Raw genomic sequence first — 13,187 nt, forward strand, 5'->3', positions numbered from 1 at the left:
CATCACAGACAACGCGTCTGACAAGGACGGTGAGGGCGATGGCACGCGACAGCGACATCAACGAGCCCACCAGCACGTTTGCCGACCACCAGCCCGACGAGGAGAGCACGGGCCGGCCGGATGCCCCGCCCGTGCCGCCGGGCGGCGGGGGTGGTGCCGCGCGGGCCCTGCTCTGGGTGCTCGGTGCCGCGGCGATGGCAGTGGTGGTGCTGCTCGGCGTCCAGACCACCGGGCTCCTGCCGGAGTTCCGCAACCCGTTCAGCAAGGAGCAGACCGACCGCACCCAGCCGGCGCTGCTGGAGTCGATGCAGGACCTCAGCCGCTACGTGGCCGCCGAGGGTAACTTCCAGGTGGTGGTCGACCTGGAGAACGACCGGCGCAACGTGCCGGACTGGCTGCTCAACCAGCGCACGCTGTTCGTCGGGTCGGGCAGCGTCGAGGCGTACGTCGACTTCGGCACCCTCGGCGAAGGCGCGATCGTGCAGTCCGCCGACGGCAAGTCCGTCGAGGTCAAACTGCCCGCCCCGCAGCTCGCCAAGACCAACCTCGACCTCGACAAGAGTTACGTCTTCGCGGAGGAGCGCGGGCTGCTCAACCGCGTCGGCGACCTGATCGGCGGCGACCCGAACCGGCAGCAGCAGGTCTATCAGCTCGCCGAGGACCGGATCACCGCCGCCGCCCGGGACAGCGGCCTGAACGCCCGTGCCGAGGAGAACACCCGCAAGATGTTGACCGGCCTGCTCGGTTCGCTCGGCTTCGAGCAGGTCACCATCACCTACACCGCTCCCTGACCCACCGCACTTGCCCCGCCCCGCCGGCTGTCGCCTAGACCTGCTGGCGGGGCGGTCGGTCGTCCCCTCCAACCCCTCCGACGGGAGGGGGCGAGGCAGCAATTTCATGGTTGTTGCTGCCTCGCGGGTGGTGTGAGGCAGCACTATCCATGAAGTTGCGTGGACAGGGCCCGGGGCCGCCCCGCCGGCGACCGGGTCGGACGGGGCGTCGCGGACGGGGCGGGACCGATCAGTGGCCTGCGGCCCAGTGGCCCGGGACTCGGCGGCCTGGGACTCGGTGGTCTGCGGTTCAGTGGCCTGCGACGAGGTAGCGGTCCTCGTTGGGCATGATGATCCAGAGTGCCAGGTAGATGACGACCTGAGTGCCGGGCAGCAGCAGCGACAGCAGGAACAACAGCCGGATCATTCCGGCGGAGGTGCCGAAGCGCTGGGCCAGGCCCGCGCAGACTCCGGCGAACATGCGCCCCTGCCGGGGCCGGACCAGTTTGCGACTCATGGTGGTACTTCCCCTCTGCGGCGATCCGCCGCTCCATGCCATCAACGCTAGGAGCGGATGACCCCCGCGCCCTCGCCCGCGAGAACGAACCTCACCGCGCCCACCCGTAGGTACTTACCCGCGACCGCACCGACCACCCCTCCCCGAGCAAACCCCGACCCCCGCGTCGATCAAGGACCCGTGGCGAGGCTGCCGTCGTGGTGCGTCCCGTCGTGGTGCGTCCCGTCGATCAAGGACCTGTGGCGAGGGTTCGTCGATCAAGGAGTTGTGGTAGGCGCGAAAGGTGCAAACCAGCCCGAAACCTCGACCACAAGTCCATGATCGCCGGGCCGGGCCGGGCCGGGCCGGGGAGGGGAGGGGAGGGGAGGGCAGGGCCGGGCGGTGGGGTGGGGTGGGGGGAAGGCGGTGGGGGTACGGTCGGTGGGTTGGGCGCTCTTACCAGGGCGTTTGGCGGGCCGCGTCCGGATGGAGGGGCGGCCTCTTTCGGCGGGCCGCTGACCGGTGATCCCGGGGCAGGGCGAGGAAGTGCAGTCATGATCAGTGTGTTCGACCTTTTCAGCGTGGGCATCGGGCCGTCCAGCTCGCACACGGTGGGACCGATGCGGGCGGCGCGTACGTTCGTCGCGGGGCTCAAGGCCGATGGTCTGCTCGCGGACGTGGCCCGGGTACGGGCGGAGCTGTTCGGGTCTCTCGGTGCCACCGGGCACGGGCACGGCAGTGATCGGGCGGTGCTGCTCGGGTTGACCGGTGAGTCGCCGGAGACGGTGGACACCGACGGGGTCGACGCGCGGGTGGCGTGGATCCGGGAGCAGGGTCGGCTGGCGCTGCTCGACACGCACGAGATCGACTTCGAGTGGGACCGGGATCTCACGTTGCACCGGCGGCGGTCGTTGCCGTACCACCCGAACGGGATGGTCTTCGCGGCCTTCGACGCCGGTGGGGCCGAGGTCCGGACGCGGACCTACTACTCGGTCGGCGGCGGGTTCGTGGTGGACGAGGCGGCGGCCGGGGCGGATCGGATCAAGCCGGACGGTACGCCGGTGCGGTATCCCTTCCTGACCGGCGCGCAACTGCTCGACGTGACCGCCTCGACGGGGCTGTCGATCAGCGAGGTGATGCTCGCGAACGAGGTGTCCTGGCGGGCCGAGGCGGACGTACGAGCCGGGCTGCTGGACATCTGGCGGGTGATGCGCGAGTGCGTGGAGCGCGGCTGTTCCCGGGACGGCACGCTGCCGGGCGGGTTGAAGGTGCGCCGCCGCGCGGCCGAGCTGCGCCGCAGCCTGGAGACCGACACGGTGGTGCCGGACGGGGATCCGCTGCACGTGATGGACTGGGTGACGCTGTTCGCGCTGGCGGTCAACGAGGAGAACGCGGCCGGCGGCCGGGTGGTGACGGCGCCGACCAACGGTGCGGCCGGGATCATCCCGGCGGTGCTGCACTACTACACGCGGTTCGTGCCGGGAGCCTCCGACGAGGGGGTGGTGCGGTTCCTGCTGACGGCCGGGGCGATCGGCGTGCTGTTCAAGGAGAACGCGTCGATCTCCGGGGCCGAGGTGGGCTGCCAGGGCGAGGTCGGTTCGGCGTGTTCGATGGCGGCGGCCGGGTTGGCTGAGGCCCTGGGCGGTACGCCGGCCCAGGTGGAGAACGCCGCCGAGATCGGCATGGAGCACAACCTCGGGTTGACCTGTGACCCGGTCGGGGGCCTGGTGCAGATACCGTGCATCGAGCGCAATGCGGTGGCTAGCATCAAGGCGATCACCGCCGCTCGGCTGGCGTTGCGCGGTGACGGGGTGCACGCCGTGTCGCTCGACAAGGTCATCAAGACCATGCGCGAGACCGGTGCCGACATGAAGGTCAAGTACAAGGAGACGGCGCGCGGCGGCCTCGCGGTCAACGTGATCGAGTGCTGAGCGCACGACCTTCACCGGCTGCTAACCTGTCGTCCGTTCAGCAGGCGGGAGACGGCGGTGACCTCTGGCGTGGGGGCGTTGTGGTCGCACCGCAATTCGCTGCGCATCCTGGTCCGGCGTGATCTCGCGGTCAAGTACCAGCAGTCCGTGCTGGGGTATCTCTGGTCGTTGATCGAGCCGCTGGGCATGGGGGCGATCTATTGGTTCGTCTTCGGCGTCCTCTACTCCCGGGACACGAACCGGCATCTCGGCGAGGCAGCCGGGTCGTACCCGCTGTTCCTGATCACCGGGATCTTCGCCTGGATGTGGACCAGCTCGGCGTTGAGTGAGGCGACCAACGCGCTGACCGGGCAGTCCCGGTTGATCACCACGATGAACGTGCCCCGGCAGGTCTTCCCGATCGGTCGGGTCACCGGGCGTTTCGCCGAGTACGCCGCCGGCCTGCCGATCCTCGGCGCCATCGCGATCTGGTACGCGGCCGACGGCAAGATCGACCCGGGGTGGTCGCTGCTCGCCCTGCCGTTGGCGGTGCTGGTGCAGGCCACCCTGCTGGTCGGGTTGGCGCTGCTGCTGTCGGCGGCGAACGTGCTGATGCGGGACGTGGAGCGGTTCATGCGTCTGGTCATCCGGGTGCTGTTCTACGCCACGCCGATCATCTATCCACTGAGCCTGGTCCGCGATTCCGGCCTGCCCGGTTGGCTCAAGCTGGGTTACGAGCTCAACCCGCTGGTCGGGATCTTCCAGCTCCACCACTCGGTGTGGTATCCGGACGAGTTCCCGGAGGCCCGGATGCTCGCCACCACCGTCGGCATCAGCCTGCTGGTCCTGGTGGTCGGCTGGTGGACGTTCCGTCGGCTCGAACCCGCCGTGCTCAAGGAACTCTGATGGCTGACGCGATCATCGAGGCGGAGGGCCTCGGCATCCGGTTCGTCCGCAACCGCCGTCGGCAGTTGCGGCTCCGCGAGCTGTTCATCCACCGGGGTACGCGTGGCGCCTCCGACGGCCGGTTCTGGCCGCTGCGGGACGTCTCCTTCTCGGTCGCGCCCGGCGAGACGCTCGGGGTGATCGGCCGCAACGGCACCGGCAAGAGCACCCTGCTGCGCCTGATCGCCGGGGTGTTGATCCCCGACGAGGGGCGGATCCGGGTCCGGGGCGACGTCGCGCCGCTGCTGGAGCTCTCCGCCGGTTTCTCCAACGACCTGACCGGCCGGGAGAACCTGTACCTGGTGGGCGGGCTGCACGGGCTGTCGTCGGGTTACCTGAAGCGGCACTTCGACGAGATCGTGTCGTTCGCCGGTGACCAGGTGGAACGGGCCATCGACACCTCGGTGCGGCACTACTCGTCCGGGATGAAGGTCCGGCTCGGGTTCGCGATCATCTCTCATCTGCCGCATCCCGTCCTGCTGATGGACGAGGTGACGGCGGTGGGCGACGCCGAGTTCCGCAAGAAGTGCTACACGACCATCGATCGTCTGCTCGGGGAGGGGCGCACTCTGGTGCTGGTCTCACACAACGAAAAGGACCTGACCCGGTTCTGCCGTCGGGGGCTCTTCCTCGACGGCGGCCGGTTGAGCGTCGACGGCACCATCGCCGAGGCGCTGGCCGCGTACCACGACGCGGTTCCCCGGTGACCCTCGCGATCGTGCTCGCCGCCGGTTCGTCGGCCGCGAGCCTGCCGACGGAGACGGTGCCGGGCGGCTCCCTGACGGACCGGCTGGCCGAGCAGTGGCGCCGGGCCGGGGTGGCCGACGTGCGGTTCGCCGCGTCCCTGGACGAGGTGGCGGACCTGGCTGCCACGGCGGGTGGCCCGGTGGTGCTCAGCGGTGTGGACCTGGTGGCGCACACCGCCGTACTGCGGCATCTGGTGACCAGCCCGGTCGGGCCGACCGTGGCGCTGGTGCTCACCGATCCGCCCACCGGCGGTCGGACGGCCGTCCGCGAGGAGCGCGGCCAGGTGGTCGACGCCGGTCCGGTCGAGCGGCTCGACGGCGAGGCCACCGGCATCTTCGGGGGTGCGGTACGGGTCGGTCGGGACGACGTACCGGCGCTGGTCTCCGCAGCCCGTGCGGCCGACGGCGACCGGCAGGCCGCGGGCCCGGCGGTGGACCGGGTCTTCGCGGGCCTCGCCGGGCAGGGGGCGCTGGTCTTCGCCCACCGGGTACGCCTGCTGGTCGCGCACCGGGTCGACGACCGGACCGGGCTGGCCGTCGCCGAGGCGGCGGTGGCCGCCGTCGACGAGGACCGGGCCGAGTTGCGGCTCTCGGTGAAGGAGAAGGACGACTTCTTCACCACGTACTTCGTCAGCACCTGGTCGCCGCAGGTCACCAAGGTCTGTGCCCGGTTGGGGCTGAGCCCGACGGCGGTCACCATGATCTCGGTGGTCTTCGCGGTCGCTGCCGCCGCGTTGTTCGCCACCGGCGGCCGACCGGCGCTGGTCGGCGGTGCGGTCCTGCTCTATCTCGGCTTCGTGCTCGACTGTGTGGACGGTCAGCTCGCCCGGTACACCCGCAACTTCAGCGCGTGGGGCGGTTGGCTGGACACCATGGCCGACCGGGCCAAGGAGTACCTGGTCTACGCGGGTCTCGGGTGGGGTGCCACGGCGGCCGGGTTCCGGTACGGCTGGGCGTTGGCCATCGCCGCGATGACCCTCCAGACGGTGCGGCACATGACCGACGCGTGGTACGGCGTGCTGCACGACGAGGCGGCCCGTCGACCGAAGACGGTGGGCACCGGGGGCGGCGGTATCGGTGACCGGCTGAACGCCGCGTCCAACCGGGTGCAGGCCGACTCGGGGTCGCTGTCGTACTGGCTCAAGCGCACGGTGGTCTTCCCGATCGGGGAGCGGTGGGCGCTGATCGCGCTGGCCGCCGCGCTGTTCGACCAGCGGATCGCCCTGTTCGCGGTGCTGATCTGGGGGGTGCTGGCGTTCGGGTACACGGGTGCGCTGCGTACCCTGCGGGCCCGCTGGATGTGGGTGCCGGTGCTGGACACGGTCGACGCGACCCTGCACCGCGACGACGGCCCGCTGGCCACCCGGCTGCCGGTGCTGCGTCGACCCGGGCCGCTGGTCCTCGCGGTGGTCGCGGCGCTGGCTGCGGCGGGGTTGGTGCTGGTGACGCTGGTGGGCGGCGTGGGTGACGGCAGTGATCCGGCGCCCTGGCTGCGGTGGGCGGCGGTGCCGGTGGTGCTGCTGGTCCTGCTGGCCGCTGCGGCGGGGACCGGGGCGGCGCACAACGGGCCGCTGGACTGGCTGGTACCGGCGGCGCTGCGGGCCGCCGAGTTCCTGTTCGCCGTCGCGGTCGGGGTGATCGGCGGCGCGCCCGCGTGGCTGATCTTCGGGTACGTCTTCGTGCTCACCCTGCACCACTACGACCTGGTCGCCCGGCTGGAGAAGCGGCAACCCGCGCCGCCGCTGCACTCGGCCACGCTGGGCTGGGAGGGGCGCTCGGTGGTGCTGGCGCTGACGGCGATCGCCGGAATCGTGAGTATTGGTCTGGCTACACTCGGTATCTACCTTCTGGTGCTCTTCGTGGCAAGTGTGGTGCTGGCCTGGTTCGTCCGGCCGAGCCGTCCCACCCGGGCTCCGGCGGGTACACGACAAGGCGCGACGCTCTGACGGGAGGCCGGGACGATGACGCTGATCAGCTTCGTCGTCCCGGCCTTCCGCGTGCAGGGCTACCTGCGGGAGTGCCTGGACTCGATCCTCGGCCAGCCGATCGCCGACATCGAGGTGATCGGCGTCGACGACTGCTCGCCGGACGCGGTCGGGGACATCCTCGACGAGTACGCCGCCCGCGACGACCGGGTCCGGGCGATCCGGCTCGATCACAACGTCGGGCTCGGTCCGGCCCGCAACGTCGGGCTGGACCTGGCCGTCGGCGAGTACGTCTGGTTCGTCGACGGTGACGACTGGCTCGCGCCGGGTTGCCTGGTCGAGGTGGCCGCCCGCCTGCGCGAGACCCGCCCCGACGTGCTGCTCGTCGACCACGTCCGCACGTACTGGGACGAGCGGGTCAGCGCCAGCGCGATGGCGGAGGTCTTCCCGGAGCCACCCGGGCCGGAGACGTTCCGGCTGGCCGAGCGACCGGAGACGCTGGACCTGCTGCACACCGCCTGGAACCGGCTGCTGCGCCGGCAGTTCCTCGCCGACGTCGGGCTGCGCTTCGCCCCCGGCTGGTACGAGGACGTGTCGTTCAGCTACCCGGCGCTGCTGGCCGCCGACCGGATCGGCGTGCTCGACGTGGTCTGCGTCAACTACCGGCAACGACGGGCCGGGGCGATCACGAAGACCCAGGGCGAGCGGCACTTCGAGGTGTTCCACCAGTGGCGCCGGGTGTTCCAGGAGCTGGACCGGCTCGGTGCCGAGGACCTGCGGCCGGCGGTCTTCGCGCGGATGATGTGGCACTACCTGACCGTGCTCGGCACCGACGAGCGGATCCCGGCCGACCTGCGGCCCACCTTCTTCGCCCGGATCACCATCGAGCACGCCCGCTTCCGCCCGCCCGGCGGCCACCCGGTCCCGGACGGCATCGACGGGCTCAAGCACCGGCTGGTCGCGGCCGGTCGCTGGCGGACGTTCAGCGCGCTGCGGGCCACCGGACGCGCGGGCGAGACGGCGCGTCGGGTCGCCCGCCGGGCCCGACGCCGGGTGGGCCCACCGGCCCGTCGGGGCGTACGCATCGCGCGGGACGTCGCGCTCCGTGAGTTCCAGCGGGTCGAGCGCCGTCGGCCGGTGGACGAGAACCTGGCCGTGTACGCGGCGTACTGGTACCGCGGGTACGCCTGCAACCCGGCCGCCGTGTACGAGGCGGCGCGGCGGCTGGCACCGCACGTGCGGGGTGTCTGGATCGTGCGGCGGGACCGGGTGCACACGCTGCCCGACGGGGTTGAGTACGTGGTGGCGGGTACGCCCGCGTACCACCGGGTGCTGGCCCGCGCCCGGTGGCTGATCAACAACGTCAACTTCCCCGACTCGGTCCGCAAGCGGCCGGGCACGGTGCACGTGCAGACCCACCACGGCACCCCGGTCAAGGTGATGGGGCTGGACCAGCAGCGGTACCCGCTGGGCGCGACCGGCATGGACTTCGCCGGGCTGCTGCGGCGGGTGGACCGGTGGGACTTCTCGGTCAGCGCGAACAGCTTCTCCACGCAGATGTGGGAGCGGGCCTATCCGGCCGCGTACACGACTCTGGAAGTGGGTTATCCGCGCAACGACCGGTTGGTGACCGCGAGCGCCGAGGAGGTCCTGCGGCTGCGCGCGGAGCTGGGCGTCGGCCTCGGCGAGCGGGTGGTGCTGTACGCCCCGACGCACCGGGAGCACCTGCCCGGATACCGTCCGCCGTTCGACCCGGAGCGGTTCCTGGACGCGCTCGGCCCGTCCGGACTGCTGCTGATGCGCAGCCACTACTTCCACGACCGGGACCGCCGGACGTCCGGCCCGCGCAGCCGCGCCAGGATCCTCGACGTCAGCGACCATCCCCGGGTCGAGGATCTCTATCTCGCGGCGGACGTGCTGGTCACCGACTACTCGTCGGCGATGTTCGACTACGCCGTCCTGGACCGGCCGATCGTCGTCTACGCGCCGGACTGGGACGCGTACCGGTTGACCCGGGGGGTCTACCTCGACGTCACCGCCGAGGCGCCCGGTGCGGTGGCGCGGACCTTCCCCGGACTGCTCGACGTGTTCCGCTCCGGCGCGCTGGAGACGCCGGAGGCCGACCGGGCGCGGGCCGCGTTCCGGGAACGCTTCTGCTCACTGGAGGACGGGCACGCCGCCGAGCGGGTCGCCAGACGGGTCTTCCTGGGCGAGACGGCCCTCTGAGTCCCTCTTTCCGAGCAATCGCCGTCATTCGATGGACCGTAATAGGTCTGTCACGATTCGAACATGGCACGTTTACCCGATGTGCTCGCCGCATGATCCTGGCGACAGTCATTCCGGGTTCGCCGACGAGCTGGGGGAGGAGACGGTGACAACCGTCGCGCTCAAGGATGTGACAAAGGTCTTCCGGGACGGCACCGTCGCTGTCGACACCATCAATCTCGACGTCAACGACGGCGAGTTCCTGGTGTTGCTCGGGCCGTCCGGCTGTGGCAAGTCCACGGTACTCCGGATGATCGCCGGGCTGGAGGAACCGACCACGGGCGCGGTCATGCTCGACGGCGAGGTGGCGAACGAGCTGCCGCCACGGGAGCGGCGGATCGCGATGGTCTTCCAGGACTTCGCCCTCTATCCGCACATGAGCGTCAACGACAACATCGCCTTCCCCCTCAAACTGGCCGGCGTCGAACCGGCCCCGCGCGGCGAGCGGGTCACCGACGTGGCCAGCGCCCTCGGCATCGGCGACGTGTTGGCCCGACGTCCCGGCCAGCTCTCCGGCGGGCAGCGGCAGCGGGTCGCGATGGGTCGGGCGATCGTCCGTCGACCCGGTCTGTTCCTGATGGACGAGCCACTGTCGAACCTGGACAGCGGGCTGCGCGCCGAGCTGCGCGCGGAGATCTCCGGTCTCACCCGCGAGCTGGGCGTCACCACCGTGTACGTGACCCACGACCAGGCCGAGGCACTGACCATGGCCGACCGGGTCGCCATCATGCGCAAGGGCGTCCTCCAGGACGTCGGCACCCCCACCCAGGTGTACGGCCGCCCGGCCACCCTCTATGTCGCCGCGTTCCTCGGCAGCCCCCGGATGAACCTGCTGGAGGCGTCGGTCTACGTCCACCTCGACCGGTACATCACCCTGACTCTCGGCGATCAGGCGCTCTATCTGCCCTGGAACGACATCCGCAGTCGGGCCGTGGCGCATTACCACGGCGAGCGGATCGTGGTCGGCATGCGGGCGGAGGCGCTCACCCCGGTCGCGCCGGACACCTCCGGAGACGTGCTCCAGGGCCGGATCCGCTACCTCGAACACCACGGTCACGAGTCCCTTGCCTTCCTCGACATCGGGGCCTCGGCGATCGTGGTCGACGAGGTCGGTGCCCCGGCCGACGGCGACGCCCCGCTCGGTCAGCGCGGTCTGCGCCGGTTCGGCCAGATGATGCAGCGGTTCACCGGCCGGGTCGCGGTCGACCAGGGCGGGCAGGGCGCGAACGGCAGCACCGGCACCAGCATCCTGAACGATCCGGGCCGCCACCACCGCCGCCCGGCCGAACTGGCCGTCCGGTTGGCGCCGTACCCGGCGGTCTCCGCCGGACACTCGCTGAGCGTCAAGGTCCGCATGGACGCCCTGCACTTCTTCGACGACCGGGGCGACCGCATCGACGTCGGCTGGCGCTGACGCAAGGAACGCGCCGCGCCGGCTGGCGCTGATGTAAGGAAGGGCACCTTATTAACGCCTGCCGTATAGCAGGGGTCCCCTGCTAACGCGCCGCCACGAGCGGCTCGCGAATGATCGGCCGCTAGCACGGCTCGACGAGTGGGCGGCGGTAGGGGGACCAGGCGACGAAGCGGGTGAACAGGTCCCGTGGAGTGGGGCCGTCGTCGGGGTTGAGGCGGTAGAGGTCGCGGGTGGCCTCGTAGAAGAGACCCGACAGATAGATCGACAGTCCGACCTCGTTGGGGCCGTACTCGGTCTTCAGCAGGATGCGCGCGGTCGCGCACGGCCACGGGTGCCCGCAGGCCCGGCAACACCACATCGGGCGCAGCGGGGTGTGCGGCTTCTCGTGCAGGGGGTACGCCCGAGGCCGGTCCGGCGTCGGCCCGTCACCCGGTTGCGGCAACTGGTGAGTGATCATCGAAAACTCCTCTGCGCGGTTGCTGCGCTCCCGGCGGAGCGGCTGACCTGGGCCGGGGCCCGTCCAAGCGGGGGACGAGCGGACGGGCCCCGACAGAAATCCCCACGATCTGCCGCAATCGGGGAACTTTCTACGTGACAGTCTGGTGAGGACACCACTACTTTCGGAAGGGAATCACCCCCCACCAGCCCGGCCGTACGAGCCGGTCGTCACCGAAGTGCAGAGGTGTGCAGATGGATCGGTTACCCATGTTGGAGCTGTTCGCCGGTGAGTTACGCCGGCTGCGGACCAAGGCGGGCCTCTCCCAGGAGGCGCTCGGCACGCAGATCAGCTACTCCGCCTCGCTCGTCGCCTCGGTCGAGCAGTGTCGCCGGGCGCCCCGGGAGGAGTTCACCGTGCGCTGCGACGACGTCCTGCACGGCGAGGGGCTGTTGGTGCGGGTCCGGGAGGCGATCCTCAAGGAGAGCCTGATGCCGTGGTTCCGCGAGTGGGTCACGATCGAGCAGGAGGCGACCTCCCTGTGCAGCTTCCAGCCGTTGGTGGTGCCGGGCCTGCTCCAGACCGAGGGGTACGCTCGCGCGCTCTACGAGGGCGCGAGCCAACTCTTCGGCGACCAGGTCGAGGCGCCGCTGGCCGCCCGGCTCGCCCGGCAGCAGGTGCTCGCCCGGCCCAATCCGCCGCTGCTGGTGGCGGTCCTCGACCACACGGTGCTGGAGCGCCCGGTCGGCGGGCCGAAGGTGATGCGGGAGCAGTTGCTGCACCTGGTGGAGGTGGGGCGTCGGATCAAGGTGCACCTGCACATCGTGCCGAAGGGGGTGGGCGCCTATCCGGGGCTCAACGGTGCCTTCGTGATCGCCACCCCGCCGGAGGGCGACGACATCGCCTACCTCGACAACCAGATGCGCGGCACCATCGTGGAGCGCGCTGTGGACGTAAACTCCCTGCGGCAGAACTGGGAGGCTGTCCGGGCCGAGGCGTTGCCCCAGGGAGCCACCCTCAAGATGATCTCGGAGGCGGCGGAAGCATGGACCTGACCGGTGCGATCTGGCGCAAGAGCACCCGCAGCAGTGGCAACCAGGGCGACTGCGTCGAGGTGGCCGACAACCTGGCGCAGGTCGTCGGCGTGCGCGACAGCAAAGACCGGCAGGGGCCGGTGCTCACCTTCACGCCCGAGACCTGGCGAGCCTTCGTGGAGTCCACCAAGAGCCGCTGACCCCGCTCCGTCGCGTGGCCTTGTCGGTTAAGTTACTTACCGGTAGCGTGCGGGCATGACCATCGACTCGCGGCAGGTGGCAGCCGCCATGCTCCAGGCGGTGCCCTTCGCCCGTACGCTCGGCTTCCAATTCGTCGAGGTGGCACCGGAGGCGCAAGGCTCGGTCCGGGCCGTGGTGCGCCTGCCCGACTCGCCGGCCACCCACAACCACGTCGGCGGACCGCACGCCGGGGCCGTGTTCACGCTCGGCGAGACCGCGTCCGGCGCGGTGGTGATGGCCGCGTTCGGCCACCTGCTCGACCGGGCCACGCCATTGGCGGTACGCGCCGAGATCGCTTACCGCAAGCTCGCCCTGGGCCCGGTGCTGGCGACGGCGCGGCTCGGTCGCCCGCCGGCCGAGGTGATCGCGGAGCTGGACGCCGGCGAGCGACCGGAGTTCCCGGTACGCGTGGAGATCGCCACCGAAGAGGGCAAGCCGACCTCGGAGATGACCGTCATCTGGACGCTGCGCCCGAACTGACGCAAGGGCCTGGTCGAGCTGACGAGGGTCAGCGGCGCTGCTGCAACGCCTCGGCGTTGCGGACCTCGTTGTCGCGGTCGCCGCTGCCGGTGGCGATCAGGGTCCGGAGGCTGCTGCCCACGTAGCCACCCCAGGCGTTCGCGCAGACGTCGTAGCACTCGTGGTGCCGGGTCAGGCCGACGTGGGTGAAGCGCAGCCGGGTGCCCTCGCCCTCCGGCGCGATGTCGAATCGGATCCGGGTGTCGGTCCACTCCTGCGGGTCGGCGGTGAAGTTGAAGTAACCCTCCACGCAGAGCCACTCGACCGTCTCGCCGGGCACGAACTCCACGATCCGGAAGCGGCACCGGTGGATGTCCTTGTAGTGGTAGGAGAACTCGGCACCGGCGACGTCGGTCGGCCCGTCGATCTCCGTCGACCACCAGCCGCGTACGTCGTTGACGGCGTCGAACACCCGCATCGGGGTCTGGTCGACCACGAACGTCGTGGTGAAACTCTGCTCGGTCATGGTTCCTGTCTCTCGGTCGGT

General features: G+C 70.7%; 13 protein-coding genes. 10 read left to right on the forward strand and 3 right to left on the reverse strand.

Features of this window, described 5'->3' with window-relative positions:
* Positions 1-38: 38 nt before the first annotated feature.
* The gene (locus ABZ738_RS06020) at positions 39-791 is read left to right on the forward strand and encodes a DUF4230 domain-containing protein (RefSeq protein ID WP_176092415.1); all 753 of its coding nucleotides are present in this window, start codon (positions 39-41) and stop codon (positions 789-791) included.
* Positions 792-1,080: 289 nt separating this feature from the next.
* Here ABZ738_RS06020 and ABZ738_RS06025 read toward each other — a convergent pair whose 3' ends face one another.
* Complete coding sequence (locus ABZ738_RS06025) at positions 1,081-1,287, reverse strand: PspC domain-containing protein (RefSeq protein WP_131055146.1); 207 nt, start codon at positions 1,285-1,287, stop codon at positions 1,081-1,083.
* Between the two features lie 533 nt (positions 1,288-1,820).
* Between ABZ738_RS06025 and ABZ738_RS06030 the strand changes: the two genes are divergently transcribed.
* The 6 genes from ABZ738_RS06030 (at position 1,821) to ABZ738_RS06055 (ending at position 10,471) form a co-directional block, all read left to right on the forward strand.
* Positions 1,821-3,197: an L-serine ammonia-lyase gene (locus tag ABZ738_RS06030; RefSeq protein ID WP_176092416.1), complete on the forward strand. Its 1,377-nt coding sequence runs from the start codon at positions 1,821-1,823 to the stop codon at positions 3,195-3,197.
* A 57-nt stretch (positions 3,198-3,254) separates the two neighbouring features.
* Positions 3,255-4,082 carry an ABC transporter permease gene (locus ABZ738_RS06035; protein WP_131055150.1) on the forward strand — a complete coding sequence of 276 codons (828 nt, stop codon included), beginning with the start codon at positions 3,255-3,257 and terminating at the stop codon, positions 4,080-4,082.
* Positions 4,082-4,828, forward strand: a complete 747-nt coding sequence (locus ABZ738_RS06040; RefSeq protein WP_131055152.1) for an ABC transporter ATP-binding protein — start codon at positions 4,082-4,084, stop codon at positions 4,826-4,828. The genes ABZ738_RS06035 and ABZ738_RS06040 overlap by 1 nt, the downstream gene beginning before the upstream one ends.
* Before the next feature lie 41 nt (positions 4,829-4,869).
* Positions 4,870-6,813 (forward strand): DUF5941 domain-containing protein, encoded by a 1,944-nt coding sequence (locus ABZ738_RS06045; RefSeq protein ID WP_357211780.1) that lies wholly within the window; start codon positions 4,870-4,872, stop codon positions 6,811-6,813.
* 15 nt (positions 6,814-6,828) lie between these two features.
* The gene (locus ABZ738_RS06050) at positions 6,829-9,018 is read left to right on the forward strand and encodes a bifunctional glycosyltransferase family 2 protein/CDP-glycerol:glycerophosphate glycerophosphotransferase (protein ID WP_357211427.1); all 2,190 of its coding nucleotides are present in this window, start codon (positions 6,829-6,831) and stop codon (positions 9,016-9,018) included.
* A 145-nt stretch (positions 9,019-9,163) separates the two neighbouring features.
* Positions 9,164-10,471, forward strand: a complete 1,308-nt coding sequence (locus tag ABZ738_RS06055) for an ABC transporter ATP-binding protein (RefSeq protein WP_131053179.1) — start codon at positions 9,164-9,166, stop codon at positions 10,469-10,471.
* Positions 10,472-10,592: 121 nt separating this feature from the next.
* Here ABZ738_RS06055 and ABZ738_RS06060 read toward each other — a convergent pair whose 3' ends face one another.
* Entirely contained in the window at positions 10,593-10,928 is a 336-nt protein-coding gene (locus ABZ738_RS06060; protein WP_176092420.1) for a hypothetical protein, read from the reverse strand.
* A gap of 233 nt (positions 10,929-11,161) precedes the next feature.
* On the opposite strand from ABZ738_RS06060, the gene ABZ738_RS06065 reads away from it, so the two are divergent.
* From ABZ738_RS06065 to ABZ738_RS06075, 3 genes are read left to right on the forward strand one after another with little or no spacing between them, the layout of a single operon-like run.
* On the forward strand, positions 11,162-11,962 hold the full coding sequence (locus tag ABZ738_RS06065) for a helix-turn-helix transcriptional regulator (RefSeq protein WP_357211432.1): 801 nt from the start codon (positions 11,162-11,164) through the stop codon (positions 11,960-11,962).
* Entirely contained in the window at positions 11,953-12,141 is a 189-nt protein-coding gene (locus tag ABZ738_RS06070; RefSeq protein ID WP_131053176.1) for a DUF397 domain-containing protein, read from the forward strand. The genes ABZ738_RS06065 and ABZ738_RS06070 overlap by 10 nt, the downstream gene beginning before the upstream one ends.
* A 55-nt stretch (positions 12,142-12,196) precedes the next feature.
* The gene (locus ABZ738_RS06075; protein ID WP_357211435.1) at positions 12,197-12,661 is read left to right on the forward strand and encodes a DUF4442 domain-containing protein; all 465 of its coding nucleotides are present in this window, start codon (positions 12,197-12,199) and stop codon (positions 12,659-12,661) included.
* 28 nt (positions 12,662-12,689) lie between these two features.
* On the opposite strand, the gene ABZ738_RS06080 is transcribed toward ABZ738_RS06075, so the two are convergent.
* Complete coding sequence (locus tag ABZ738_RS06080; RefSeq protein ID WP_131053174.1) at positions 12,690-13,166, reverse strand: SRPBCC domain-containing protein; 477 nt, start codon at positions 13,164-13,166, stop codon at positions 12,690-12,692.
* Positions 13,167-13,187: the final 21 nt, after the last annotated feature.

Source organism: Micromonospora sp. NPDC047793, from assembly GCF_040642635.1.
Taxonomy (GTDB): domain Bacteria; phylum Actinomycetota; class Actinomycetes; order Mycobacteriales; family Micromonosporaceae; genus Micromonospora.